This window comes from Wolbachia endosymbiont of Frankliniella intonsa (assembly GCF_029856955.1).
Lineage (GTDB): Bacteria > Pseudomonadota > Alphaproteobacteria > Rickettsiales > Anaplasmataceae > Wolbachia.
Map to the genome: position 1 here is coordinate 211,714 of NZ_CP097148.1, position 25,805 is coordinate 237,518.

22 protein-coding genes and 6 pseudogenes are annotated in these 25,805 nt (G+C 34.2%); 13 read left to right on the top strand and 15 right to left on the bottom strand.

Features of this window, described 5'->3' with window-relative positions; genetic code table 11:
• Nucleotides 1–71 precede the first annotated feature (71 nt).
• From mnmG to M3L71_RS01235, 6 genes and pseudogenes are all read left to right on the top strand, one after another.
• Complete coding sequence (gene mnmG, locus M3L71_RS01215; protein ID WP_280143765.1) at nucleotides 72–2,120, top strand: tRNA uridine-5-carboxymethylaminomethyl(34) synthesis enzyme MnmG; 2,049 nt, start codon at nucleotides 72–74, stop codon at nucleotides 2,118–2,120.
• Nucleotide 2,121: 1 nt separating this feature from the next.
• Nucleotides 2,122–3,786, top strand: a complete 1,665-nt coding sequence (locus M3L71_RS01220; protein ID WP_458695210.1) for a M24 family metallopeptidase — start codon at nucleotides 2,122–2,124, stop codon at nucleotides 3,784–3,786.
• Nucleotides 3,787–3,797: 11 nt separating this feature from the next.
• On the top strand, nucleotides 3,798–3,917 hold the full coding sequence (locus tag M3L71_RS08530; RefSeq protein ID WP_458695211.1) for a M24 family metallopeptidase C-terminal domain-containing protein: 120 nt from the start codon (nucleotides 3,798–3,800) through the stop codon (nucleotides 3,915–3,917).
• A 94-nt stretch (nucleotides 3,918–4,011) separates the two neighbouring features.
• Nucleotides 4,012–4,377: a hypothetical protein gene (locus tag M3L71_RS01225; RefSeq protein ID WP_280143756.1), complete on the top strand. Its 366-nt coding sequence runs from the start codon at nucleotides 4,012–4,014 to the stop codon at nucleotides 4,375–4,377.
• Between the two features lie 155 nt (nucleotides 4,378–4,532).
• Nucleotides 4,533–5,216 carry an ankyrin repeat domain-containing protein gene (locus M3L71_RS01230; RefSeq protein WP_280143766.1) on the top strand — a complete coding sequence of 228 codons (684 nt, stop codon included), beginning with the start codon at nucleotides 4,533–4,535 and terminating at the stop codon, nucleotides 5,214–5,216.
• A 141-nt stretch (nucleotides 5,217–5,357) separates the two neighbouring features.
• Nucleotides 5,358–5,537 (top strand): annotated as a pseudogene (locus M3L71_RS01235) (IS110 family transposase); the annotation flags it as partial.
• Between the two features lie 13 nt (nucleotides 5,538–5,550).
• On the opposite strand, the pseudogene M3L71_RS01240 reads toward M3L71_RS01235, so the two are convergent.
• Together M3L71_RS01240 and rlmB are read right to left on the bottom strand one after the other, a co-directional pair.
• A pseudogene (locus M3L71_RS01240) lies at nucleotides 5,551–6,302 on the bottom strand (IS630 family transposase); the annotation flags it as partial.
• Nucleotides 6,266–7,048: a 23S rRNA (guanosine(2251)-2'-O)-methyltransferase RlmB gene (gene rlmB / locus M3L71_RS01245; protein WP_280143767.1), complete on the bottom strand. Its 783-nt coding sequence runs from the start codon at nucleotides 7,046–7,048 to the stop codon at nucleotides 6,266–6,268. The gene rlmB and the pseudogene M3L71_RS01240, both read right to left, overlap by 37 nt.
• A gap of 92 nt (nucleotides 7,049–7,140) precedes the next feature.
• Between rlmB and M3L71_RS01250 the strand changes: the two genes are divergently transcribed.
• Entirely contained in the window at nucleotides 7,141–7,632 is a 492-nt protein-coding gene (locus tag M3L71_RS01250; protein WP_264374581.1) for a Smr/MutS family protein, read from the top strand.
• A gap of 11 nt (nucleotides 7,633–7,643) precedes the next feature.
• On the opposite strand, the gene uvrC is transcribed toward M3L71_RS01250, so the two are convergent.
• The 6 genes and pseudogenes from uvrC to M3L71_RS01280 all read right to left on the bottom strand — a co-directional run bounded on the left by uvrC (nucleotide 7,644) and on the right by M3L71_RS01280 (nucleotide 14,648).
• Entirely contained in the window at nucleotides 7,644–9,461 is a 1,818-nt protein-coding gene (gene uvrC / locus M3L71_RS01255; protein WP_280143768.1) for an excinuclease ABC subunit UvrC, read from the bottom strand.
• On the bottom strand, nucleotides 9,445–11,553 hold the full coding sequence (gene glyS / locus M3L71_RS01260) for a glycine--tRNA ligase subunit beta (RefSeq protein ID WP_280143769.1): 2,109 nt from the start codon (nucleotides 11,551–11,553) through the stop codon (nucleotides 9,445–9,447). The genes uvrC and glyS overlap by 17 nt, the downstream gene beginning before the upstream one ends.
• A 3-nt stretch (nucleotides 11,554–11,556) precedes the next feature.
• Nucleotides 11,557–12,396: a glycine--tRNA ligase subunit alpha gene (locus M3L71_RS01265; RefSeq protein WP_280143770.1), complete on the bottom strand. Its 840-nt coding sequence runs from the start codon at nucleotides 12,394–12,396 to the stop codon at nucleotides 11,557–11,559.
• 44 nt (nucleotides 12,397–12,440) lie between these two features.
• On the bottom strand, nucleotides 12,441–13,199 hold the full coding sequence (locus M3L71_RS01270) for a phosphatidylglycerophosphatase (RefSeq protein ID WP_280143771.1): 759 nt from the start codon (nucleotides 13,197–13,199) through the stop codon (nucleotides 12,441–12,443).
• Between the two features lie 78 nt (nucleotides 13,200–13,277).
• Nucleotides 13,278–13,484: pseudogene (locus M3L71_RS01275) on the bottom strand (IS110 family transposase); the annotation flags it as partial.
• 160 nt (nucleotides 13,485–13,644) lie between these two features.
• Nucleotides 13,645–14,648: pseudogene (locus M3L71_RS01280) on the bottom strand (IS630 family transposase).
• Between the two features lie 81 nt (nucleotides 14,649–14,729).
• Between M3L71_RS01280 and M3L71_RS01285 the strand changes: the two are divergent.
• Nucleotides 14,730–14,894: pseudogene (locus tag M3L71_RS01285) on the top strand (hypothetical protein); the annotation flags it as partial.
• Between the two features lie 99 nt (nucleotides 14,895–14,993).
• Here the strand turns inward: M3L71_RS01285 and folD are convergent.
• The 6 genes and pseudogenes from folD to ndk all read right to left on the bottom strand — a co-directional run bounded on the left by folD (nucleotide 14,994) and on the right by ndk (nucleotide 19,760).
• Entirely contained in the window at nucleotides 14,994–15,881 is an 888-nt protein-coding gene (gene folD / locus M3L71_RS01290; RefSeq protein ID WP_265030762.1) for a bifunctional methylenetetrahydrofolate dehydrogenase/methenyltetrahydrofolate cyclohydrolase FolD, read from the bottom strand.
• Complete coding sequence (locus M3L71_RS01295) at nucleotides 15,865–16,440, bottom strand: UbiX family flavin prenyltransferase (protein ID WP_265030761.1); 576 nt, start codon at nucleotides 16,438–16,440, stop codon at nucleotides 15,865–15,867. The genes folD and M3L71_RS01295 overlap by 17 nt, the downstream gene beginning before the upstream one ends.
• Nucleotides 16,433–16,690 (bottom strand): DUF2312 domain-containing protein, encoded by a 258-nt coding sequence (locus M3L71_RS01300; protein WP_006014634.1) that lies wholly within the window; start codon nucleotides 16,688–16,690, stop codon nucleotides 16,433–16,435. Before M3L71_RS01300 ends, M3L71_RS01295 begins: the two co-directional genes overlap by 8 nt.
• A gap of 9 nt (nucleotides 16,691–16,699) precedes the next feature.
• Complete coding sequence (locus M3L71_RS01305) at nucleotides 16,700–17,977, bottom strand: HlyC/CorC family transporter (protein ID WP_280143772.1); 1,278 nt, start codon at nucleotides 17,975–17,977, stop codon at nucleotides 16,700–16,702.
• A 68-nt stretch (nucleotides 17,978–18,045) separates the two neighbouring features.
• Nucleotides 18,046–19,220 (bottom strand): annotated as a pseudogene (locus tag M3L71_RS01310) (acetylornithine transaminase).
• A gap of 120 nt (nucleotides 19,221–19,340) precedes the next feature.
• The gene (ndk, locus tag M3L71_RS01320; RefSeq protein WP_264377498.1) at nucleotides 19,341–19,760 is read right to left on the bottom strand and encodes a nucleoside-diphosphate kinase; all 420 of its coding nucleotides are present in this window, start codon (nucleotides 19,758–19,760) and stop codon (nucleotides 19,341–19,343) included.
• Nucleotides 19,761–19,865: 105 nt separating this feature from the next.
• On the opposite strand from ndk, the gene M3L71_RS01325 reads away from it, so the two are divergent.
• Genes M3L71_RS01325 through M3L71_RS01335 form a run of 3 tightly spaced genes read left to right on the top strand, consistent with a single transcriptional unit; the run spans nucleotide 19,866 to nucleotide 22,502 of the window.
• On the top strand, nucleotides 19,866–20,627 hold the full coding sequence (locus tag M3L71_RS01325) for a hypothetical protein (protein WP_349292704.1): 762 nt from the start codon (nucleotides 19,866–19,868) through the stop codon (nucleotides 20,625–20,627).
• Nucleotides 20,624–21,592 carry a ferrochelatase gene (gene hemH / locus M3L71_RS01330; RefSeq protein WP_280143776.1) on the top strand — a complete coding sequence of 323 codons (969 nt, stop codon included), beginning with the start codon at nucleotides 20,624–20,626 and terminating at the stop codon, nucleotides 21,590–21,592. The genes M3L71_RS01325 and hemH overlap by 4 nt, the downstream gene beginning before the upstream one ends.
• A 46-nt stretch (nucleotides 21,593–21,638) precedes the next feature.
• Nucleotides 21,639–22,502, top strand: a complete 864-nt coding sequence (locus M3L71_RS01335; protein ID WP_280143777.1) for a hypothetical protein — start codon at nucleotides 21,639–21,641, stop codon at nucleotides 22,500–22,502.
• Here M3L71_RS01335 and gshA read toward each other — a convergent pair.
• Nucleotides 22,490–23,647, bottom strand: coding sequence for a glutamate--cysteine ligase (gene gshA, locus M3L71_RS01340; protein ID WP_265030757.1), 1,158 nt, complete (start codon nucleotides 23,645–23,647; stop codon nucleotides 22,490–22,492). The genes M3L71_RS01335 and gshA overlap by 13 nt on opposite strands.
• Before the next feature lie 83 nt (nucleotides 23,648–23,730).
• On the opposite strand from gshA, the gene hslV reads away from it, so the two are divergent.
• Both hslV and hslU read left to right on the top strand, forming a co-directional pair.
• Complete coding sequence (gene hslV / locus M3L71_RS01345; RefSeq protein ID WP_280143778.1) at nucleotides 23,731–24,285, top strand: ATP-dependent protease subunit HslV; 555 nt, start codon at nucleotides 23,731–23,733, stop codon at nucleotides 24,283–24,285.
• A gap of 1 nt (nucleotide 24,286) precedes the next feature.
• Complete coding sequence (hslU, locus tag M3L71_RS01350; protein WP_280143779.1) at nucleotides 24,287–25,738, top strand: ATP-dependent protease ATPase subunit HslU; 1,452 nt, start codon at nucleotides 24,287–24,289, stop codon at nucleotides 25,736–25,738.
• Nucleotides 25,739–25,805 lie beyond the last annotated feature (67 nt).

Consider the following 25,805-nt stretch of genomic DNA (forward strand, 5'->3'; position numbering starts at 1 on the left):
GTTGTAATCTGTAAAATTTGACATCAATCACTGATAGTTGGAATATTATAGAGTAGGAATTACTCAAGAAGATGCATAAGTACGATGTAGTGGTAGTAGGTGGCGGTCATGCCGGGTGTGAAGCAGCTACAGCTGCAGCTCGCCTTGGTGCAAACACACTACTTATAACTCACAAAATTTCAACTATAGGAAAGATGTCCTGTAATCCAGCAATTGGAGGAGTTGCAAAGGGTGTTGTGGTGAGGGAAGTTGATGCTCTTGATGGAATAATGGGAAGAGCTATCGACCGAGCAAGCATACACTCGGTAGTTTTAAATAGAAGCAGAGGTGCAGCAGTATGGGGACCACGTGCACAGGCAGACCGAAAATTATACAAAAAAGCAATACAGGAAATTATTCTAAATTATAACAACTTGACAGTAAAAGAAGAGTCGGTTGACGATTTTCTTATCGAAAGTGATAGCAATGGAGAATCTTATATAAAAGCTGTAATAACAGACTCAGGTGAACGTATACTGACAAGCAGAGTTGTTTTAACTACAGGAACTTTTTTGCGTGGTGTGATTCATATAGGAGAGCAAACAACTCCTTCTGGAAGAATGGGAGATAAACCTGCAATAGAGCTTGCAAACACGCTAAAGAAGTATGATTTTAAACTGGGCAGATTACGTACCGGAACTCCACCGAGGCTTGATCGTGGCACTATAAACTGGTCGGTATTACAAGAACAAGTGGGTGACAATCCACCTACACCATTTTCTTATCTTACAGAGAAAATTAACCAGCCTCAGGTTTCATGTTTTATTACTCATACTAATGAACATACACACAAAGTAATTCGAGAGAATCTTCACAGATCAGCTTCTTCATATTTAGATAACGTTATTGCACCAAGATACTGCCCATCAATTGAAACTAAAGTTAAAAAATTTGCAGAAAAAAATAATCACCAAATATTTCTAGAACCAGAAGGGATTGATGATAACACTATATATCCAAATGGAATTTCAAATTCATTGCCCATCGAAGTGCAGTATGAAATGATAAAGAGTATAAAAGGGCTTGAAAATGCAGAAATATTAAGACCTGGATATGCAGTTGAATACGATTATATCGATCCACGAGAGCTATTTCATACTCTCGAAACTAAGAAAGTTAAAGGACTATATTTTGCTGGTCAAATTAATGGTACCACTGGATATGAAGAAGCAGCCGGGCAGGGAATTATTGCCGGAATCAATGCAGCATTCTCTTTATCTCAAAAAAGTTTTGTTCTTCATCGTACAGACTCATATATCGGTGTAATGATAGACGACTTGGTCACTAAGGGAATTGCTGAGCCTTACAGATTATTCACCTCGCGTGCAGAATATAGACTGGCAATCAGATCAGATAATGCAGATAGAAGATTGACACAAAAAGGTTATGACATCTCTCTTGTGTCGCATGGGAGATACTCTGTTTTGCAGGGTAAACTTAAATCCATTAAGCAACTTAAGGAGAAATTAGAGAGCCTAACAATTACTGCTGAGCAGCTCAGGTCCTATGGCATTAAAATATCTTATGATGGAATAAGAAAAACAGCATTAGATTTGCTCGGTTATCCAAATATTGACTGGAATAAATTACGAGAAATATGGCCAGAGTTAAACATGGATTCCAGTGTCAGCTACTTGCATAACACCAAAGCACCTCTTCCTGTCATCCAAGTAGCTGACACTGGGATCCAGTACTTGAATGATGATAGAATGGATGCAGTTGACACTGAAAAAAATGTAGATTCCAGCGCCATGTGCTGGAATAACACTATAACTGATAGCATAGCCAAGAATGAAATATATGAAGCAGTTGCAATTGAAGCAAAATACAAGCCTTATTTAGTAAGACAAGAAGCCGATATGAAGTTTCTACAAGAGGAAGTTAATACTCAAATTCCAACTAATTTCAACTACTCACAGATTAAAGGCTTGTCAACTGAAGTGATAGAGAAGTTACAGTCAATAAAGCCAGCAACAATTGGTATTGCGAAGCAAATACAAGGCATCACTCCAGCAGCGATAGTTAGCATATTAGTGTACCTTAGGAATAAGAAAACGAAAATAGCTGCTAATTCTGCGTAACATGTCAAAAATCGAAGAATTTCGCTCTTTTATGCACGAAATAAATGTTGATGCATTTATGTTGCATACTAAAGACGAGTATTTAAATGAATATTCAAAAGAGTTAGCAGAGTTATGTGGCTTCACGGGAACAAATGGGCTACTTATCGTTACAAAGAGTAATAAGTGCCCATTTTTTACAGATGGACGCTATATCACACAAGCTCGCAGTCAGCTCGATCAGGGCAGTTTTCGAGTATATAATATACAAGAAGAGGATCCACACAAATGGGTAAAAGCAAACTTAACATTGACTACCTCACTGGGTTACTATCCGCAATATTTTACTATGAAGGACATAAGAAAATATGAAGGCATTCGTAAACTAGTACCATACTTAATTAAAAAAGATAGTAGTCATAAAGCACAAACAATAGTCTCACATGTATCTGGTGAGAGTGGTAAGGATAAATGTGAAAGAGTAGCTAAAAACATAGAGGCTGAAGCAGTGCTTCTGACTGATCCAAATTCAATTTCGTGGTTATTAAATTTAAGAAATGAAAGTGCTGAATATACTCCTTGTATATTGGGTCGTGCTATATTGTATAAAAATGCCAATGTTGATTTATTTATTCAAGATAAAGAACATTCAACTATAGAAGCAAATTTTGATAACCATATAAATGTTTTTGATATTAGTGAGCTAGAAAATTCACTACATAAGTTAAATTTGGTGGTGATAGATCCAAGCACGACTCCAATGAGCATTATGAATGCAATAGATCCCTTGTATAACCATTATTTAAATGAAAAATCAGCTTCGGTGTCATTCCAGTGCTTGACCAGAAATAAAAAAGCATGGATCCCAGTGTCAAGCACTGGGATGACAATAAGTAATGAAAGAGGTCTAATAGAAAATAAGCAGATAATTGAGAAGGAGGATCCTTGTTTGATTCACAAAGCAGTAAAAAATCAAACTGAAATAACTGGAGCTATAAGTGCGCACATCAAAGATGGAGTAGCAGTTATAAATTTTCTATATTGGCTTGAAAACAATATTGACAGTGAAATTACTGAGCTTGAAGCTGAAGAAAAAGTTTTAGAATACAGAAAAGAGCAGAATTTGTTTAAGCAACCGAGTTTTCGAACAATTTCAGCATTCAACGAGAATGGAGCAATCATTCATTACCGTGCAAGCAATAAGACAAATAAAGTCATTCAAGAAGATGGGCTGTATTTAATTGACTCTGGTGGTCAGTACCTTGATGGCACAACCGATGTTACAAGAACTATAGCAATTGGTAGTCCAACCAATGAGCAACGAGCTCACTACACAATAGTATTAAAAGCTCACATTGCGATAGCAAGTGCGGTCTTTCCTTCTGGCACTACTGGTGGAGAATTGGACATATTAGCGCGTATACATTTATGGAAATTTGGAATGGATTACATGCACGGTACAGGACATGGAGTAGGAAGTTACCTTTCGGTACACGAAGGACCGCAAGCAATATCAAGAGGAAATAAAGTGGAACTCATTCCAGGCATGATACTTTCTAACGAGCCTGGTTATTATATTCCAGGAAAGTATGGAATAAGAATTGAGAATCTGATGTATATTGAAAGGCGAGAAAACGTCTTTTTAAGCTTTAAACAATTGACCTCTGTTCCTTATGATAAAAGCTAATAGATATACAAATGCTTACTGAAGATGAAGTTAAATGGATAAATAGCTATCACCAATTTATTTATAAAAATATAGAAAATGGCATAAAAGATAAGGAATGGTTAAAGAGAGTATGTGAACCTTTAAAATAGTTAATTTGTCATTTAATCAAGTATTAATATAGTTGTTCTTGTATTGTTTTTAATTAAAAACAATATATAATATTAGTTTCAAAGAGGTGTAATTATGACAGATAAAATGCAAGATGATGAATTTATGAAGCAGTACATTGATACTTGCAAACAGCAAATAGAAAAATTGGCAAGCGACCCTAATTTGCTTCAACAGACCTTAAAGCCATTCATGCAAATGTCTCAGCAACTTATGGCTGGTGGTATGCTAGAAGGAAATATGCCTAGCATCATACCTGATATGGGTGGTATGGATATCAACAAGATGATTGCTCAGATGAAGGAAATGTATGATTACATAAAGAGTAATCACAAAGAGCTCATGGGAAAAGATGCTTCACAAATTCAAGAGCTTGATGATTCCAGCAGAAGATTGAGAGCCTTGGTCAAGAAATTGATAGAGAAAGTTGAAGCTAAGTAGTATTTATTCATATCAAAGAGCTATAGCAGTAGTGAGGTTGCTCTCATTCCAATTTTAAATAAAAGGCATAAGTATTAAAAGAAAAACTCTACAAAATGCTTTCATTCCTTAATAGGGATTAAGATGGTTTCGAAGTTTATTCAGGGGGCTAGTAAATGGTGTATAATTTTAACAATAAAGCAATACTTGATGCTTTGTTAGAATATTATGGTATAAATAGAGAAATTGAAGAAAGTGACAAATCTAATACTGTAAAAAATTTATTGAATCGTTTCACAAAAGAGAATCTTAATTATTTCACACATGCAGCTCCTTGGCTAAAAAATCTTGTACCAAAATTAGAAGGTGATACTCAAGAATTGAGACAACCTTCTACGTTACAAGCATTATCAATTGCACGAATAGTTAGAAGTCGTACTGAGCTACTTTTTAAATTATTTTCATCTGCCAAAAATGGTGATTTAGAGGCAGTGAAATACCTGGTAGAAAGAGCAGAAGTAGATGTTAATGCACAAGATATGTTTGAATTCACTCCTCTAATATTTGCTGCTGAAGATGGTCATTTGGATGTAGTAAAGTATCTAGTAAAAGAAGCGAAAGCAAATGTTAATGCAAAAAATGAATTTGGGGGAACTGCTCTAATGTTTGCTGCTAAAAATGGTCATTTAGGTATAGTAAAGTGCCTGGTAGAGGCAAAAGCAGATGTTAATGCAAGAATCGAACAGAAAAATCTGTCAAATCAGAAAGAAACACACAAATTTAAGTTTTTAGTAATTTTCAAGTATAGTTGTAGAGGGAGCGCCTCTGCAGTTATGATCGACATTTTCAATGGTGCCTAAGTGCCCGTATGCAAGCATGGTCTTGGAAGGAACGGTCAAATCATTGATGGAGTCATTTAGACTACCTCGGTTAGGAGATTGTACTATCAACCGTTCCAAGCTGAAGCGTTTCCCTGTAACAAATTATATGTAGGAGTTAGCATGAAAAAAGCAAAAAGTAAATTAGAAATAGTGAATCCTAATGCAGCAGGAATAGACATTGGTTCAGCTGTACACTATGTGTGTATACCTGAAGGAGGAGATGAGCAACGCGTTCAGAAATTTGGTTGCTTTACTGAAGACCTTCATAACCTAGCACAGTGGTTGAAAAAGTGTAAAGTTATACCAAAATCCATTACTGACGGAACAAATAAGAAACATTACAAACTCGTTTAATAGTAGTACTGGAAATATTGACAATAAAATTACACAAAACATCTTCAAGTAAACCTATGGTATCGTAGATACTATTGCGTAAAGTATTGTATTTGATATATTGCCACAACCTTTCAACAGGATTCAGTTCCGGTGAATAAGGAGGCAAGTATATGATGGTAATGTTTTCCTGAATTTTCAAACTTTTTGATCTATGCCAACTTGCACAATCCATTACAAGAAAGGCTTCTTTCGTGCCTAAATCTTTCGACATCTGCTCCAGAAATATATTCATACAATCAGTGTTTACATATGGAGCAAGTAGGCTAATTTTCTTACCACTTCTTGGATTTACCGCACTTTAGATATAGAAATTTTGTCTACCAATTTTCATTTTAACCTGCGTTCTGACCCCTTTTTTAAACCATCCCTGTCCGATTTTTGAATGAGTCCCAAATCGTGATTCATCAAAAAAAACACCTCCCTTTTAGGGTGGAAATTGACTATTTTATTGAAGTATCTTTTAAACTCTTCTTGCTTGTTTTTATCTTGTTTATGGTGCATTGGCCTCGGTGTTATGTAAGAAAATTTCATCCTTTGTATCTCACGGTGCACTGTTGATTTGCTGATGTTTAGGGCAAATTCCTCTGAGATTTTTATTTGTACTTCCTTAATAGTAATATTTGGATTTCTTTCTACCCATATTTCAATTTGCTCACGTTGATTTTTGTTTTAATGTAAATGGAATATAGTCCTATTGCTGCTGCGTTTGAAACATTTAGACTGTTAATTACGTTTGACATTGGGATTTTTAAAAGATAATCACAATTTTCTTTAACTAGTCTCCGCATTCCTTTCTCTTCAGAACCAAAAACAATTACTCTTTTTTGCCCAAAATTCTTTATTTCATCTATATTTTCCTTTGCATTGCAATCAAACCCATAACACCAGTAGCCTATCTTTTTTAAAGACTCCATCGTCTTTACTATGTTTGTAACGTATATTAGAGGGACAATATCAAGTGCTCCACTTGCTGATTTTGCGATAGATGCATTTTCGCCCGGCGAATGGTGATGTGGTAAAACCAATGCATCAATGTTGAAACAAGCTGAGGTTCTTAAAATCGAACCTATATTGTGTGTATCAGTAATTTGATCTAAAATGACTATAGTAGAGTTTTCACCTGAACCTTCAGCTATTTCTTCAATATTTAAGCTGTGAAAAATAGGAGTAACTTTTAAAGCAATTCCTTGGTGATTTACACCTTTGGGTAAAACATCATTGAACATTTTGTTCTCTACCAGTCGAGCTTTAATGCCGTTACTATCTGCACATTGTTTAATTTCTTTCTCAAATTCTCTGTAGAAATTTTCTGTTACTAACAGTTCTATACACCGCCTATTTTTGTTTCTTAATGCTGAAATACAAGTGTGCTTTCCATATATCCAACAGTTTTCATTAGCTTTTGATGATTTCATCTCATTATTAAAAATCAGATTTTTATAGAGTAAGCAATATTTTACTGTGTTTATATATTATTGTAAAATTATGCAGTTCAATTAATGAATTTATGTCAGACGATGAGTTAGATTGGCAAAAAAATGTTAAGCCAATAGAATGTGGCAAAGTTACTTTGAAAGTTGATCACAAAGTAAATATAAAATCTATGATTGATAAAGGTATCTCTGGTTTACAAGAAAATTTTCTTAATACTGATAATGGTGATTCATCATTTTGTCTTGACTACAATACAAAATTAAAGATCGATAGAGGCAAATATTTTATAAGCGATAAACTCGATTTGCATGGCTATAGTATAGATAATGCTTATTGTAAATTGATAGATTTTATTATCAAAAATTATCAAGCAAGGAATAGGTGCTTATTGGTAATTACGGGGCATGGTAATAGTACAGATAAAATAGACACTATAAAGAATAGCTTAAATAAGTGGTTGAATGACACAAAAGTTCGAAATATGATCTTATACTATCAGCAAGCCATAAAAAAACATGGTGGCAAAGGAGCTTTTTATGTCTTATTAAGAAGAAATAAAGGTTAATTTTAGAGTACCTATTTAGGAGTACCTTTCTTAGAATTCACGTGTTGAAGAATGATTTCTGCTAAACCTTTACTAATTCCAGGTACGTTTTGAATTTCAGATAGAGAAGCTTTGCTTATGTTTTCTACCGAACCAAAATGAGACATGAGTGCCTTCTTTCTTTTACTGCCAACACCAGATATTTTACTTAATTGTGAAGCAAAAAACTGTTTATCGCGTTTTTTTCTATGCGAAGTTATCGCAAAACGGTGAGCTTCATTACGCAGCAATTGTAAATAAAGCATGACCTTGCTGTCACTTGCTAGAGTAAATTCTTCTCTGCTCGGCACATAAAATCTTTCATTTCCTGCATTACGATCATGACCTTTTGCCATACAAGCAAAAGGAACTTTTATATTCAATATTTCCAATACATTCTGCACTATGGAAACATGTCCTGGACCGCCATCAATCAGTAAAAAATCAGGGATTATATCTTTTATATTGCCAGAGAAACGTCTAGTCAGCACTTCTCTCATCATTTTATAGTCATCACCTGAAATTTCTTCTTTTATAGTAAATTTTTTGTATTCACTTTTTAAAAAACCTTCCTGCCCTGCAACAATCATCACACCAATCTGTTGATTTCCAGATATATGGCTATTGTCATAAACTTCGATACGCTTTGGAATATTTGGTAACAAGAAAATCTTCCTAAGCTCTTCGAGCTTTTCTAGGTTATTTCTATAATCAGTAAGCTTCTGCTCTAGGCTATGCTTAGAATTATTGTAAATAAAATTCAACAAATCACGCTCTTTACTATTTTTCGCATACAAAACTTTTATTGATTTTTGAGTAAGAGCATAAAGTGCTTGTTCTATAATTTCCTTATCCTTAATAAAATCGGGAACGTAAATTTGTGCTGGTGGTGTATTAACTGGATTATACAAATTGACCAAAAAGGTGGATAAAATTTCATCATTTGGATGATCACTACAATTCTCAATGAAGTAAGGAATGCTTCCATAGTTACCTTTATCTCTGAAAGATAGTACACCAATGCATGCTAAGTCTGCCTCACGTACAATGCTGAAGAAATCTGCATCTTCTTCAAAAGAAAAATCCATTGGCTGCATTTGAATTTGCTGAAGAAATTTCAATCGATCTCTATAGACAGCAGCAAGCTCGTAGTTCATCTCCCTACTGCACTTTTCCATTGTAGAAAATAGCTGTCTTTGCACTTCTTTATTCCTTCCTAGCAGAGTATCTTGTGCTTGTTTTACTGATTTGCAGTAATCATCTTTTGTAATTTTATCTACGCATGGTGCTGAACAGCGCTTAACTTGATACTCAAGACATGGTCTTTTTGTTGAAGAGAAATATTGATCTGAACATACTCTTAAGAGAAAAGCTTTTTGCAATGATAATATAGTGTTCTTAACAGCAGCGGCAGATGGAAAAGGGCCGTAGTAATGAAACTCATTCTTCTTAAACTTACCTCTATATTTCGCTATTCTTGGATAATCATGCTTAGAAATTGTTATATAAGGATAAGATTTTCCATCCCTAAGCAAAATATTATAAGATGGTTTTAACGATTTTATTAACTGTGCTTCAAGAAGCAATGCTTCGATTTCATTCTCAGTGATGAATATTTCAACCTTAATAACCTGTAAGATCATTACTCTGATTCGTTCAGAAAGGTTTTCGAATTGAAGGTAGTCGGATAATCTCGACTTCAAGTTTTTTGCTTTACCAATGTATAAAACCTTATTCTTATCTCCAATCATCTTATAAACGCCACAGGATTGTGGAGATGATTTGATTTGTTCCTTATATTGCCTGAGCATTTATCAATTGTTTAACCTGTATAAGGTTAAACTCTGCTAATAAATGAAAGGTAGAAACAACATTTGCAAGCAAAGATAACCTGTTTATTCTAAGCTCATTAGAATCACAGTTAATCTTTACACTGTCCATAAATTGATTGATAAACGGAGCAAAACTAGCAAGTTCATCAAGCGCTGTATTAAAGTCGTTATTTTCTATCGCTTGTTTGATGTTTTTACAAGCAGCTATAGCACAATTTGATAGCGCAATCTCGTCATCTTCAATCAAAAACTTCTTACTGTAAGATGCATTATAAGTAGTGCCATCACTTTTTCTCACTTTGCTCATCATGTTACTGGCTCTTTTATAAGTGCTTAGAACCTGTTCACCTTCTTTTGTACTAAGATAATGATCCAATATAACAGTTTGCTTTTCCGCTTTCAGCAGATCATTAATATCGACTTTATATAGTATTGAATCTACAACATCTTGCCTTATATTTCTATTTTTTAAAATAACCTTGAACCTTTCTAAGCAGAATTTAAATACTAGTTCTGAAATTTGTTTTTCACTTGGCTTATCAACTGGAGTTATATTTTTATTCAATAGAAGGCTTGAACATAAAGATACTGACTTATCTATCAGCAATCTAATTGGAATATACAAATTATTTTCAAGTATTGTTCTAATTATACCAATTGTCATTCTCCGCAAACCAAACTGATCATACGAACCAGAGATTTTCTCACCTGCTGCAATTAAGCCAACCAAACTATCCATTTTGTCTGCAATAGCTACAGCAATCGCAGTAGGAGATTTAGGGCATTCTTGGTCCGATCCAATTGGCTTATAGTGCTCAGTTATAGCTTCCACTACTTCTTTATCCTCTTGAAAATAAGAAGCGTAGTATCCACTCATTACTCCTTGCAATCCCGGAAATTCTTTCACTATCAACGTTGCAAGATCTGCCTTTGCTAAATATGCAGCACGTTCAACTTTAATTAATGAAGCATGTGGAATAAATATCGCTATATACTTTGAAAGAGCGATAATACGCTTCACTTTTTCTTCTACGCCACCGAGCGAAGCATGAAATGAAATAGAGCTCAATTTTTTGACATAGTAATCTAGGTTTTCCTTCTTGTCTTGAGATATCAAAAACTGGGCATCAGCAAGACGTGCTTCTAATATTCTTTCATGGCCTTTGACAACTTCATTGTTGTTAACATTTACAACAGTAACAAAATGTGATATTTTCTGTCCATCACTTAAAGCAAGATACTTTTGCTGCGTATTAATTATACTAAGTATTACTTCCTTCGGTAATTCTGATGATTTTACTTTACCAAATAATACTATTGGCCACTCTATAAGCCCTGCCAATTCATTAAGTAAATAATCATTTTTTTCAAGTTGTAAGTTCTCCTCTTTTGTAAACTTATTAATCTGATCTAGTATAAATTGCTTTCTTTTGTCCAACTGGAGAATGACATTATTTTTTTCTAACAATTCAAAATAGTCTTTGGGTGTTTTAACAGTAAGTGCTGCATCACCTGAGAGAAACCTATGACCATACGTCACGTTGCATGCTGTAACCCCTGCAAAAGATATAGGTATTATTTCGTCATTTAAAATACATAGAATATTTTTAATTGGCCTAACCCATCTCTCTTTTCTTTCACTCCATCTCATACTCTTTGGCCAAGAAAAGTTTTTTAGCATTTCCTCCAGTTGATTTTTGAGAAACCCGTTGATGTTAAATAAGCAGCTTTCTCTCTTAATGAAGTAAAAATCTTCATCATTTACTTTGCGAATGAGTAAATCTTCTTCACCTTTCCGATTTTTTCTCAAAAAACCTTCGATAGCACTTTTCGGTGCATTAACTCTTGGTCCTTTAATCTCATTGTTAGAATCTTTTAGCTCCAAAGCACTTATACCATCAATAAAAAGAGCAATGCGACGTGCAGTCACATAAACTTCTATAGATGCAAATTTCACATTATTTTTACTAAAAGCATTAGTGATATAGCTCTTAACCTGAGCTGCAGATGAATTCTGCATTCTTGATGGAATTTCTTCTGAAAGACATTCAAACAATAATTGTGACAACATATTCTACTTTGCTCTATATAATTCACAGCATTTTTTTGTTAACTCTCTCACTCTACTAATATAAGCTGTACGTTCATTCACACCAAGCACACCTCTTGCATCAAGTAGATTAAGTAGATGGCTCGTTTTAATACATTGGTCATAAGCTGCTATCGGCAATTCTTTTTCAACAAGGAATTTACACAGTTTTTCTGTATCCTCAAACTGCTGTTGTACTACTTTAGTATCATAATAATCAAGTGCCAGGTAAGAAAACTCTCGCTCTCTTTGTTTAAAAATATCTCCATAAGTTGCACCGCTACCGTTCCACATTATGTCGTAAACATTATCTACACCCTGTATGCACATTGCTAAACGCTCTAACCCATATGCTACTTCACCAGGAATTATTCTGCAGTCAATACCTCCCACTTGCTGTATATAAGTAAGTTGTGTTACTTCCATTCCGTTGCATGTAACCTCCCAACCAAGACCGGATGCACCAACACTTGGATTTTCCCAATCATCTTCAATAAACTTAATATCATATTCTTTTGTCGATACACCAAGAGCTTTTAAGCTATTTAAGTAAATATCTTGCAAATTGCTGCCAGATGGTTTTATTATAACTTGGTATTGATGATGCTGATATAAACGATTAGGGTTGTCGCCATAGCGTCCGTCTGCAGGTCTGATTACTGGTTGTAGATACGCAATTTTTGTTGATTTTTCGTCAATCGCTGACATGATTGTTGCGGGATGTAGTGTTCCAGCTCCAACTTCAGACGTATATGGATGAAGTACAGTACACCCTTCATCTGCCCAAAAATCTTGTAATCCCTTTATTATATCCTGTAGATTCACGCAAACTGTATATCTTTTAAACTGAATACATAAGCAAATACGTACTATTCTATACTTATTTTTTTAATAGTGCCATGAAAATAGTCACTCAAGGCTATTGAACTTTCTTTTACATACTCAAATATGCTTTTATTTAAAACAATCGCATCATGCATAGTCAGATCGCAGAATATAAATGCAGTGAAGTACAATAAAATCACTGCATAAAACACATGAAAAATCCCTTCAAATGTGATTGATATTGCATTGTTATGACTAAGCTGTATCGTACTTATCGGCCATGGTTTTATTACTTCTACAATATTAAAAAATAAATAAGGTATTATAAAGAAAAAGAACAAATGCATAAGATCATTAAACCAAAATGGACATTGAAGTATTGCTTTACATATACTTAGATAGAATTTACTTACAATATAATAAATTGACATTATTGCCGGCATCGAAAGCGCAACAGTCAGCACCTGTCCTGATGCTATTTGTATTACTATATTCTCATCACTGCTAGCTGAAGGATCTTGAGTGTGAAAAATAGATATGCCAACTAATTGCAGCACTAACATAACTATTGCTAGCTTGGTAAAAATAGCAGCTACAACTATGCCTGAATTCGGCATTTTATATAGTATAAAATCACCTCCGTATGTAAGCATTAATATAATGTCGGTAATAAATAATATTAGAAAAGCAGACCAATAATGCTGCCAACCCGGTAAATACCCTACTCCTAAAAAAGAGCTTACTATTTTGGCAGGAAAAACCTTGCCTAGCACCTTACCCAAAAATTGAAAAAAAATCCCCATGTCGTAACTAACACTTGACTTATATTTTTCACAATACTGAATTGTAATGGACTTATCAATACACTTCTCCTAAGAAACTCACTCAACTAACTCTTCTTGTTGAAGTAATATGTAGCCAAATTCCCTCGCTTTTTTGATCAAATTTTTTACAATTCTATCTTTATAGCGTGTTTCATAGTATTCCATTCCTTTTTCTAGATATTCCTGTCCGTATTTGAGCATACTATAAAATATGCATGCCATTTTTCTTGCAGTAGCTGTTATTGCTTTTGGTGCTCCTAGTCGTATAATGCACCCCATAAACTAGACCAAAAAAATGGTTGATCCGAGTAGGAAGGTAAAGGGGTAAAAGAATGGCAACAAAAAAATATGAACCAGAGTTAAAAGCAAAGATAGCTTTGGAAGCAATAAAAAATCAAAAAAGCACAGCTGATACCAAAATCCATTACTGACGGAACAAATAAGAAACATTACAAACTCGTTTAATAGTAGTACTGGAAATATTGACAATAAAATTACACAAAACATCTTCAAGTAAACCTATGGTATCGTAGATACTATTGCGTAAAGTATTGTATTTGATATATTGCCACAACCTTTCAACAGGATTCAGTTCCGGTGAATAAGGAGGCAAGTATATGATGGTAATGTTTTCCTGAATTTTCAAACTTTTTGATCTATGCCAACTTGCACAATCCATTACAAGAAAGGCTTCTTTCGTGCCTAAATCTTTCGACATCTGCTCCAGAAATATATTCATACAATCAGTGTTTACATATGGAGCAAGTAGGCTGATTTTCTTACCACTTCTTGGATTTACCGCACTTTAGATATAGAAATTTTGTCTACCAATTTTCATTTTAACCTGCGTTCTGACCCCTTTTAAACCATCCGTGTCCGATTTTTGAATGAGTCCCAAATCGTGATTCATCAAAAAAAACACCTCCCTTTTAGGGTGGAAATTGACTATTTTATTGAAGTATCTTTTAAACTCTTCTTGCTTGTTTTTATCTTGTTTATGGTGCATTGGCCTCGGTGTTATGTAAGAAAATTTCATCCTTTGTATCTCACGGTGCACTGTTGATTTGCTGATGTTTAGGCAAATTCCTCTGAGATTTTTATTTGTACTTCCTTAATAGTAATATTTGGATTTCTTTCTACCCATATTTCAATTTGCTCACGTTGATTTTTGTTTAATTTGCTTTTTCTTCTCCGCTGAAACGGGGCAAATAATTTTTCTACTCTACCAAATTTTAGATGCTTTATCCATTCAGTCAAAGCAGTCCTTGAAATTTTACATATTCTTGCCACAGCGCTTATACTACTTTCTTTTCCTGCTATCACCGCTTGTAACTTTTTTGAAACATATGCGTTATTTCTTACCTTTTTTAACATTTCTTTCGCTAAATTTACAACTCTTTCGTCTAATAGTTTTGACCTTAATGCCATTTATACCTCGCTATTTCACTTACTCTAGTATGACTTTTTCCCCATTATTCTCTATCTGTTCTTTCTATAGCGGGAATTGGTATGAGTTCTATTTCCTATAAACTAAAGGTAGGTGTTGATTATGAATTTACTCCGCAGATAGTTGCTACAGTTGCTATTGCTGCAAGTGGGCAATTCAGTGGCTTCAAGCCACCAGTACAAATACCAGATGCAATCATAGAAGTAGGCATACGTTATAATTTTTAAGCTATGAACACTTTGAATCCCTATACACAGTTGTATGCTCGGTGCTATATATGTGCTATTTGCAAAGGTATTCTGTTTATGCTAACATTAAGCTAAACCTTAAGCAATAAAATCAGAAGCATCAACTCCCCGCTGCAAGCAAGCAGCAATTACAGTGTTCATCATAAGAAATGCTATTGTCATTGGGCCAACACCCCCGGGTACTGGAGTAATAGCCTTGACTTTTTCTTTTACTCCCTCAAAGTCAACATCACCCACAAGCTTACTTTGATTTCCCAAGTTAACGCTATTTATGCCAACATCGATCACTATTGCACCTTTTTTTATCCAATCTGCTTGAACAAAATTTGGCTTTCCAACTGCTGCAACTACTATATCCGCTTTAGAGCAATAATCAGCTAAATCCCTACTTTGTGAATGCAAGATGGTAACGGTACAATTTTCCTGCAACAATAAGTGAAACATCGGCTTACCCACAATATTTGATCTGCCAATAATCACCGCATTTTTACCGGACAGATTATTTTCAACTGACTTAATTAAATGTAAAGAACCTTTAGGAGTACAAGGTATCAGACAATTTTTTTCACCTTTAACTAACCTGCCAACATTCTCATCATGAAAGCCATCTACATCTTTTTCAACACTTACTGTATTAATTACTTTGCTTGCACTGATGTGCTTTGGTAAGGGTAACTGAACTAAAATTCCATGAACAGATGAATCTTCATTTAATGTATTAACTTTTTCAATCAATTCATCTTCTGAAATACTATCAGGCAACACAATAGTTTCAGAACTTATACCCATTGATTCCGCTTTTCTTTGTTTATTACGAACGTAGACCTGACTTGCTGGATTGCTACCCACAAGAATTACTTTAAGGCAAGGAAAAATATTATGCTCTCTCTTTAAAACATCAATTTTTTGTGATAGCTTCTCACAGAGATCATTCGCTATTTTTTTACCGTCAATAATCATTGTCACTTCCTTGCCACTCCTTGAAATCAGGTAATGCGATATCAAACAAATTCAATACTTTACCAACAGAATGATTTACAATATCATCCAAAGATTTTGGTTTAATATAAAAAGCAGGCATTGGCGGAGCAATAATTGCTCCCATCTCCGTTAGTTTTAACATATTTCGGAGATGTCCAAGATGTAGTGGAGATTCTCGCACCATAAGAACTAATTTTCTTCTTTCTTTTAGAGTTACATCTGCAGCCCTTGTTAATAGATTGGAAGTCACCCCCGATGCTATTTCAGACATTGTTTTCATAGAACATGGAGCAATAACCATACCTGAGGTTTTAAATGAGCCGCTTGCTATTTTTTCTCCTATTTTTTCTTCAGAATAGTAAAAATCTGCAAGCGACATAATATCTTCAAGTTTTTCTTTAATCTCATGAGCTATAGTTATTTTTCCAGCACTGCTGATCACTAAATGAGTTTCATGATTGGTATTTTTTAGTGCCTCTAGAATCCGTACACCGTAAATAGAACCAGATGCTCCACTTATTCCAATTACAATCCTACTATTCACCTTCGTAATTCATTCCCAATGCACGTTTGTAGGTATCAAGTAATATTTCCTGTTCCTCCCTGTCATCATCATCCATCTTTCTTAGCCTAATAATCTGTTTCATCACTTTTATATCCCAACCTTCATCTGCAGCTTTTGCATATACATCACGAATGTGATCTTGCACATCCCTCTTTTCTTGTTCAAGTTTTTCGATTCTCTCTATATAGCTCTTCAAATCTTCAGCCGTTATTTTTACTGTATCTTCCATAGAACCCAACTAATTAATTGCTACTACAGTATTATCAGTTTTTACTTGTACTTCAATCATAGTAATAATATTTTTATCTTTTTTTAAAATCTTAAAGTAAAAACTGTACATGGAAAACTCTTCATTTTCTTCAGGAATGCGCTCTATCTCGTTTACAATCATACCTGCTAGAGTTGTAGCTTCTTCATCAGGAAGATCCCAATGTAACTGTCTATTAATATCCCTAATAGTAGATTTTCCTTCTATGTGATACATATTATCGGATATCTTTTTTATAAAATTCTCTGTGATCAAATCATGTTCATCTGAAATTTCTCCAACTATTTCTTCCAGTATATCCTCAAGAGTTACGATTCCCTGTAGTGCTCCATACTCATCAATAACAAATGCAAGGTGTTTCCTGTTTTTACGAAAGTTGTGAAGTTGTACACTGAGTGGCGTACTTTCTGGTATAAACCAAGGCTTTGACATAACTTTGGCAATCTCTATTTCATTATCCTTTTCACGCAAGGCATTTATTAGATTTTTCACGTGAACCACTCCAACAATATTATCTGGTTCTTTTTGCCATAAAGGTACTCTGCTATGGCTACTGGTTAAAATCTCTCTTATTAACTCTTCTTTGTTTCGATCTATATCAAGAGAAAATAAGTTTCTCCTGTGGGTCATAATTTGTGATATTTCTGTCTCAGCCAAATCAAGTATACTATTTAGCATATCTAAATCCTGTTGTAACATAGTGCCCTCACTGCGGTGAAGAGTAATCATATTACGCATTGCATCTGCTGCAGATATTACCTCCCTATTCTTATGAAGCCCACATAACTTCAGAATGATATTGACAATAAACTGAATGCCTAATGTCAATGGAGAAAGAACCTTGACAAAAAACAGCATAAAATAAGCAGAAAGTAATGTAAATTTTTCAGGATTTTGCATGGCGTAAGTTTTTGGTAAAACTTCACAAAATAGCAAAATAAAAAACGTCATCATGAATGTTGAAAGAAATATGCCCTCACTCCCAAAAGAATTTATAAATATTACTGTAAATAAAGCAGAGCAAGTAATGTTAATAATTGTATTACACAGTAATATTGTTCCTATTGTTAATTCTTTTTTACCTAAGAAAAGCTCTATTATCTTGGCTTTTTTGTTACCTTCTAGCTTTAGTTTATTCACTCGGGATCGGCTAATTGAGGTTAACCCTATTTCTGCTCCTGAGAACAAAAACGATAAAATCAATAAGAAAAAAATTGCTGACAACACTGAAATCAATAACCAATCCATTAAAGTATGATGTTATTGCGATATAGAAACAGAGTTGATTTTATATGTTGTAAGAAGCATTTGCAAGTCTATATATCTTTAATATAAAAAAATAAACCATGAAATATATCACACACTGCATTCACATGCATATTCTCAACAACAAGTGGAGGGGTTATTCTTATTACCCTGTTATTTAAAATTTTAGTCATTATTAAGCCTTTGTCAAGAGATTGTTTAACAATTTTATCAGCCAAAGGTACTCTAAGCTCTATCCCTATCAATAAACCCTCCCCACGAACTTCTGAAACGATCTTCGGAAATTCTTCAGTCAAAGGCAACAACTTTTCTTTTAGATATTTACTGACCTTCTTAACATGGTCAAAAAAGCCTTCCTTTAGCATTACATCGAGTACTGCATTACCAACAGTCATGGAAAGTGGGTTACCTCCATAAGTTGACCCATGAGTTCCTGGAGTGATTGCTTCTACTATATAATCTTTTACTAAACATGCAGCCAGAGGAAATCCATTACCCATAGCCTTCGCACAAGTGAGCATATCAGGTTCAACTCCTATATTTTGATAATAAAATAGAGAGCCAATCCGTCCATATCCTAATTGCACTTCATCAAAGCATAAAATTATTCCTTGAGCTTTTGTTATCTCTCTTACTTTTTTAAGATACTCTACGTCCAATGGATGTACTCCGCCTTCACTTTGTATGGGCTCTAAAAATATGGCAGCTGTTTCGCTATTGATTTTCTTTTCTAATGCTTCAATGTTATTTCTTGGAACTTTATCAAAACCAGAAAGGAGTGGAGCAAAACCTTCGCGTGATTTTTCATTTCCCCTAGCTGAAATTGCAGCAATACTGCGGCCATGAAAACCTCCTTCAATTGTAATGATGTGACTGCGCTTTTCTTGTCCATTTAAGTAAAAATAGCGGAGAATAAATTTAATTGCAGCTTCTGTTGCTTCAAGTCCACTTGAGCAGAAAAACTTTATCGGCAAAGGTAAGTTCTGTTAAACGCTGAGCAAGCCTTTCCTGCTGAGGAATAGTAAAAATATTAGAGCAGTGCCATAATGAATCCAGTTGCTCCTTCAGTTTATCTGTAATGTATGGATGACAATGCCCTAGAGAGGTTGTAGAAATTCCTGCAGCAAAGTCTAAATTTTTTACCATCCTTATCGAAGAGATATACTCCTTCTCCTCTAACTATAGAAGCTTCAGATCTATTATAAGCGTTAACAACATGATCCATTTTAAATATTATCTATAGTGCATGAAAAAGCTTTCCCTTAATATTGCTTAAACTAAAAATTGGGCTAATATTATACAGTTCAACATAAAACTCAGAAATTTAATATGTAAAAAAGTAAAACTACACCAATTCACATTCAGCAAAAAAGAAAGCTATTTCTCTATGAGCGTTCTCTAGACTATCAGAACCATGCACTCTATTTTCACTAATATCATTAGCAAAATCACCCCTAATTGTACCTTTATCTGCCTGTTTTGGATCTGTAGCACCCATGATTTGTCTGTATTTACTGACTGCATTTTCACCGATTAAAACTTGAACTATCACAGACCCAGAAGTCATAAATTCCACCAACTCTCCAAAAAAAGGCCTATCCTTATGAATTTCATAAAACAGCTCTGCTTGTTTTTTTGTCAGCATCATCATTCTTTGTGCTATAATTTTTAGTCCAGATTTTTCAATGTAAGAATTTATACTGCCTGTAATATTATTTTTTACTGCATCAGGTTTTAATATTGAAAGTGTTCTCTCAATTGCCATATTATTTTCTTATATTAAGATCGTATATTTACTTTATTGTAAATTTTTGTTCCATCAAAGAGATTTTTTATTTATAGTCAAGAACAAAACATCAAGGGGTAGTTTATGGTTTACTCTCGTAAGAAACTAGTGAATAATCTTAAATCATCAATTTTCTGCGGAACAAAAGGTTTTTTAACCTTTAATTTGGCATTTTTAAGTTATTTAGAGTATAGCTTACACAATAATACAAAATTAAAAGGAGGTGCCGCTTTTGCGATGAAAAGGAACGTTGTTCCATTTGGTGAAATGATTGCCATACCGCTGTTTTTTTGCTTTGTATTACCAGCTATGGTAGGCAACATAAGCCTTATCGAGTGCGCACTTATATGTGCTGCACTGATGGTTGCAACATGTTTTGTTGTAAGAACCTTTCACTTGCGTGAAAAGTTATTGAAAAAAATGACTAATAATGAAAATCATACCAAGAAAGAAATAGAGCAGGAATTTAAGAAAGACATTATAAAATTTCCTATCTTTGATAAAAACAGACATCATATTGAGTATAATTCTCATAATCCAGGACAACTAATGAGTGAAAGTCCTCCCTCTCTCTTTGTTAGGGTTTTACTTTTTCCCCTTACGATTTTTCTGAAGGCTCTACAAAGCTGCATAATGATATCTTTGGCTGCTGTTGAACTTTTTGAAGCAGTGCCAAGTTTTTGTGTTGATGTGGTTTTTGATAGAAACTTTGTATCTACACAGAGTAACGTGAAGAGATCTGGCCATCTATTGTATGCTAGTGTGAGAAATTTAGTGCCTGTAACTAAACTTGATGAGTGTGTAGCTGATTTTATAGGCAAACCTGAAGAAAGGTGCTGTCAGTGAAGAAGGCAGTAATCTTATTTAACCTAGGAGGACCTGATTCACTAAGTGCGGTCCGTCCTTTCTTATTTAATCTTTTTTACGATAAAAGAATAATAAATCTACCAAATCCTTTTCGCTTCCTTTTAGCAAAGTTTATCTCCAAAAGGCGAGAAAGTACTGCACAAGAAATATACGAGCACATTGGAGGTAAATCGCCAATCTTGGAGAATACGAAAGCACAAGCTGATGCTTTAGAACTAAAATTAAATGAAAATGGAAACCATGTATATAAGATATTCATCTGCATGCGTTATTGGCATCCATTTGCTGATGAAGTTGTTAAAAGAGTAAAGCAATTCGACCCTGACGAAATCATTCTGTTACCACTATATCCGCAATATTCAACCACCACAACTCTATCATCCATCGAGAATTGGCAAAAAAATGCCAAACTGGAATGTAACACAAAAACAATTCACCATTATTATGAAAATGAAGACTTTATTGAAGCTCATGTTAATCTGACGTCTAAATATTATAAATTAGCTAGCAAAATCGGTAAGCCAAGAGTCCTATTCTCGGCTCATAGCTTACCTCTTAGTATCATTAAAAAAGGCGACCCTTACGCTTCACAGATAGAAAAAACAGTAAAATTAATAGTAAAAAAATTGAATATTGAAGATCTTGATTGGGGAATATGTTATCAGAGTAAGGTTGGCCCTGTAAAATGGTTGGAGCCTAGCACTGAAAGTGAGCTATCACGCTCAAAAGACGATAATATACCTGTAGTTTTATCACCTATATCTTTTGTTTCTGAGCATTCTGAAACACTGGTTGAACTTGATATAGAGTATAAAGCAATTATCAAAGACGGATATTACTTTCGCGTACCAACTCTCAGTACTGATCTCTTATTTATCAAGTGCTTGGCCGATTTATGTTTAGATCACTCTCAAAGTACTGATTTATACCACTTTTCTTTTTAGATTTTTATAGTATAATATTAAAAAGTTATTATTTTATTATCTACTTATGCCAAAAGGTAAGCCAAATACATTTATAGAAAGTATACATGATGCTCACAATCATGATATTAGAAAGATGTATTGTATTGCAGTAGGTTTAACAGGCATATTGTGTAAAATTTCATTGCAATTCTGTTGCGAGTTTATTGATAACAACAGATCCAATATTTGTACTATATTAGATATTTCTAAGTTCATAAAACTACCAACATCAATAATATTTGCTCTTCACTTTGGTCTCAATTTAGCTGGATATAAATCTAAAAAACTTCAGAATGGTAAAGGGGGAAATGAACCTGAAAAACCAATACAGGTTGTGGGTAGCTCAGCCTTCTTGGCAAACTGTGTCATAGGAATATTGATGCAGACAAAAATCATTCATTTCCTAGCTGGGAACAATAAAGATATAATAAGTTATATTAGCTTAACATCAGCAGTTCTGTTTCTATTTTCAGAATTCGTAAGCTGTTATTATAAGTGCGAAGAATATAAGGAAGTGCATAAAAAATATCAAGAAGCATGTAAAAAATACAAAAAGGGTGATGACGAACTTACGAAATGTGAAGCTGAGCTTGCTAAATGCAAGAAGAATGTTATGTTTAGCACATTCACTTTTTCATTAGGCTTATTAAGCTTTACATTAAAGAGAATGGAAATTGCAACTATACCGATAGACTTGGGTGGTGGCATAATCTATAATTTAAACTTAACTGTTACGGTCAGTTTGATACTAAGTATAGCATATCTAGTATCAAACATCGATAAGTTTGTCAATCAACCTAATAATGGTACTGATCCTTCTACTGGATTTGATGACGCTCACCATATTCAGCATAATGGCAGCATTGTAGAAAGTAATTATTCGAGATGAAAAGACTTAATTTCTACTGCCAATGCTAGCACTGCTAATTTGCTAACAATATTCCAAAGTGGCAAAGTTTTATTTTCTTGGCTGATGTCATAAAATTCACAGTCAGTGGAATTCAAGCTAGAATATACATCTTTCCTGCTATTACATCGGTATAAGTAACATGTTGGAGTATCTCCTATATAGTATATTAGCGGTTCTGCAGAACTACTTTTAAATATGTCAATAGTTGGTACACCTTCTTGTATAATAACACTATTGATTGCTATTCCTTCTTTTATCTTTTTCATTTTATGACGCTTTTTTTTATTGAGATTTAATATTTCCTTTCCACTTGTTGCTGTTATAATGCCCATTCCATATGTGCCATTGCTTGCTTTGATAAAAACGTAAGGTTGTGTTTTTATTTCATATTCCTCATATTTTTTTTGCACTAGAGATAATATTTGGTCAACTTTAGTCGCTACTGCTCCTAGTGATGAATCATCATTAAAGTCAACTCCATTACAGCTTTCTGTAAGCACAGAAATAAGCCATGGGTCCATTTTAAATTCGCCACAAAATTCGGACACTAATTTTTGATAGATTTCAAAATATTGAAATTTCTGCCTACTGTGCCAGCCATATAATGGACTTGGCACTATCTCTTGTTTTACGTTTTCTAGCGTGTCTGGAATGTGGCTCGTCATATCACGGTTCAGTATAATAATATCAGGCACAAATCCTGAAGTTGTCTTCAGCAAAGAGTTTTCTTTCACAACAGTTTCATACTGTTCTATTAAATTGTACGTTTCATTATGAAAGAGGCCAATTCTAGTTTCAAAACCTGCGAGTTGCAGTACCTTTTCTATGGCAAATACATTTTCTATATACATTTTATTTCGTGTGTAATTCTCCGGTATTATAAGGGCCTTTTTATATTGTTTTGTTTCGAAGTAGCTTTTTATCAATTTTGCTGCTATCACTTTTGATACTTCACTTAGGTTATTAAACCCTGCAGGAAATAAATTGGCGTCTACTGGAGCAATTTTGTAGCCTGAATTCCTAAGATCTATGGAGCTATAAAATGGTAATGTAAAACCATTAAATTTTGTTTTGAACCAATTATTTATATCTTTTTCCAGATTTGGATGAATTATGTTTTGCATCTACACTTTAAATGTTATAAGAAAAGTACTATATTATAAGTTATAATCTTAATGTAATATAACGAATTAAAATAACAAAAAAAATGATTCATCATGACAGCAGTGAAATGTATGGTACTACTATACTGTCAATTAGAAGAGACAAAAATGTAGTAGTAATAGGTGATGGGCAAGTCTCGCTAGGCCATACCGTTATAAAATCTGGAGCAAAAAAAGTTAGGCGTCTTTCTGGTGATTCCGTAATTGCCGGTTTTGCTGGAGCAACAGCTGATGCATTTACTCTCTTCGAAAGGCTAGAATCTAAACTTGATAAGCACCCAGGACAGTTAATGAGGGCATGTGTTGAACTTGCAAAAGACTGGAGAATGGATAAATATCTGAGAAAATTAGAAGCTATGATGATCGTGGCAGACAAGTCCATTTCATTGGTCATTACAGGAACGGGTGATGTTCTTGAACCTGAAGATGGCATTGCAGCCATTGGCTCTGGAGGAAATTTTGCTTTATCTGCAGCAAAAGCTTTGATTGACGTTGAAGGAATATCAATAGAGGAGATTGCAAAAAAGGCTATGAAGATAGCTGCCGATATATGTGTTTATACAAACCATAATCTAATTATTGAAAAAATAAAGGAGTAATATGTCAAGAACTTTGTGTACCAATTCTTCTGGTCAACCTGTAGTAGGTCAATCTGATAATAATGATGACTGCAATAAAAAAAACGGCCTCTATGAAAATGAAGGTACAGAAAGTAGCAGCATCCAAAGCTCACAAGCTTTATTAGATGATCTACCACCACAGAAGATAGTTAAAGAGTTGGATAGATTTATAATCGGGCAGAATGACGCAAAGCGTGCTGTTGCTATTGCACTCAGAAATCGTTGGCGTCGAAATAAAGTACCACTTCCACTACGTGAAGAGATTATACCTAAGAATATACTCATGATAGGCCATACGGGAGTTGGTAAAACTGAAATAGCTCGCCGTTTAGCAAAGCTTGCTGGTGCACCTTTTATAAAAGTTGAAGCAACCAAATTTACTGAAATAGGATATGTTGGACGTGATGTTGACTCGATAATACGTGATTTAGTTGACGCAGCAATAGTTTTAGTTAAGGAAAAAGCACGTAAAGCCTTAACTAAAAAAGCTTTAGGTTTGGCTGAAAAGATAATAGTCAACTCCATGGTTGGTGAAGATGCAACCGAGGAAAGCAAAAAAGTTTTCAGAGAAAGACTGAGAAATAAGGAATTTGAAGATGGAGAAGTTTCTATTAACGTCAGGGAGAGCAAGGGTATGCTACCCACTTTTGATATACCTGGTATGCCAGGTGGGCAAATTGGCGTGATGAACGTAACAGAAATAGTGGGTAAGATGTTTAATGGGAACAAAAAAACAAAAACTATTACAGTTAAAGTGAAAGAAGCGCGTGAAATATTGATTAATGAAGAAAGCGAAAGGTTAATGGATGAAGACAAGATAATCAAAGAAGCGATTGATCTTGTTAGCAATGAAGGTATAGTGTTTTTGGATGAAATAGATAAAATTGCAGCACGTACAGAAATAAAAGGTGAAGTCAACAGAGAAGGAGTGCAACGTGATCTGTTACCACTACTTGAAGGAACAACTGTTTCAACTAAGTATGGCACCCTAAAAACAGACTATATATTATTTATTGCATCTGGTGCTTTTCATTTGTCTAAACCATCCGATCTTTTACCAGAATTACAGGGTAGATTGCCAATTAGAGTGGAACTTAAGGCACTTACTCGAGAGGATTTAATAAAAATATTAAAGGAACCAGAATCTAGTTTGTTAAAACAGTACATAGCTTTAATGAAAACGGAAAATGTAACACTTGAGTTTACTGATGATGGTATAGAAACTATAGCTGAAATAGCTTTTACAGTTAATAGAGAAGTAGAAAATATAGGTGCAAGAAGACTTCATACTGTCATGGAGAAGCTTTTAGATGAAATAAGTTTTATCGCTTCTGAAAAAAATAATGAGAAATTTGTTATAGATAGCAAGCACGTAAGAGATAAGCTTGAATCAATTTCAAAGCAGCTTGATTTATCTAAGTTTATACTTTAGAAGAAACTTTTTCTTTAAGTAATATATAGCACTCAAGAAGTTTTATTTTTTCTTACTTCGTAATTCT

What these genes read in the sequence shown, in the direction of transcription:
- mnmG (WP_280143765.1), top strand. Translation starts at nt 72, where the DNA reads ATGCATAAGTACGATGTAGTGGTAGTAGGTGGCGGTCATGCCGGGTGT.
- M3L71_RS01220 (WP_458695210.1), top strand. Translation starts at nt 2,122, where the DNA reads ATGTCAAAAATCGAAGAATTTCGCTCTTTTATGCACGAAATAAATGTT.
- M3L71_RS08530 (WP_458695211.1), top strand. Translation starts at nt 3,798, where the DNA reads ATGCTTACTGAAGATGAAGTTAAATGGATAAATAGCTATCACCAATTT.
- M3L71_RS01225 (WP_280143756.1), top strand. Translation starts at nt 4,012, where the DNA reads ATGACAGATAAAATGCAAGATGATGAATTTATGAAGCAGTACATTGAT.
- M3L71_RS01230 (WP_280143766.1), top strand. Translation starts at nt 4,533, where the DNA reads ATGGTGTATAATTTTAACAATAAAGCAATACTTGATGCTTTGTTAGAA.
- rlmB (WP_280143767.1), bottom strand. Translation starts at nt 7,048, where the DNA reads ATGAAATCATCAAAAGCTAATGAAAACTGTTGGATATATGGAAAGCAC.
- M3L71_RS01250 (WP_264374581.1), top strand. Translation starts at nt 7,141, where the DNA reads ATGTCAGACGATGAGTTAGATTGGCAAAAAAATGTTAAGCCAATAGAA.
- uvrC (WP_280143768.1), bottom strand. Translation starts at nt 9,461, where the DNA reads ATGCTCAGGCAATATAAGGAACAAATCAAATCATCTCCACAATCCTGT.
- glyS (WP_280143769.1), bottom strand. Translation starts at nt 11,553, where the DNA reads ATGTTGTCACAATTATTGTTTGAATGTCTTTCAGAAGAAATTCCATCA.
- M3L71_RS01270 (WP_280143771.1), bottom strand. Translation starts at nt 13,199, where the DNA reads ATGGGGATTTTTTTTCAATTTTTGGGTAAGGTGCTAGGCAAGGTTTTT.
- M3L71_RS01300 (WP_006014634.1), bottom strand. Translation starts at nt 16,690, where the DNA reads ATGGAAGATACAGTAAAAATAACGGCTGAAGATTTGAAGAGCTATATA.
- M3L71_RS01305 (WP_280143772.1), bottom strand. Translation starts at nt 17,977, where the DNA reads ATGGATTGGTTATTGATTTCAGTGTTGTCAGCAATTTTTTTCTTATTG.
- ndk (WP_264377498.1), bottom strand. Translation starts at nt 19,760, where the DNA reads ATGGCAATTGAGAGAACACTTTCAATATTAAAACCTGATGCAGTAAAA.
- M3L71_RS01325 (WP_349292704.1), top strand. Translation starts at nt 19,866, where the DNA reads ATGGTTTACTCTCGTAAGAAACTAGTGAATAATCTTAAATCATCAATT.
- M3L71_RS01335 (WP_280143777.1), top strand. Translation starts at nt 21,639, where the DNA reads ATGCCAAAAGGTAAGCCAAATACATTTATAGAAAGTATACATGATGCT.
- gshA (WP_265030757.1), bottom strand. Translation starts at nt 23,647, where the DNA reads ATGCAAAACATAATTCATCCAAATCTGGAAAAAGATATAAATAATTGG.
- hslV (WP_280143778.1), top strand. Translation starts at nt 23,731, where the DNA reads ATGATTCATCATGACAGCAGTGAAATGTATGGTACTACTATACTGTCA.
- hslU (WP_280143779.1), top strand. Translation starts at nt 24,287, where the DNA reads ATGTCAAGAACTTTGTGTACCAATTCTTCTGGTCAACCTGTAGTAGGT.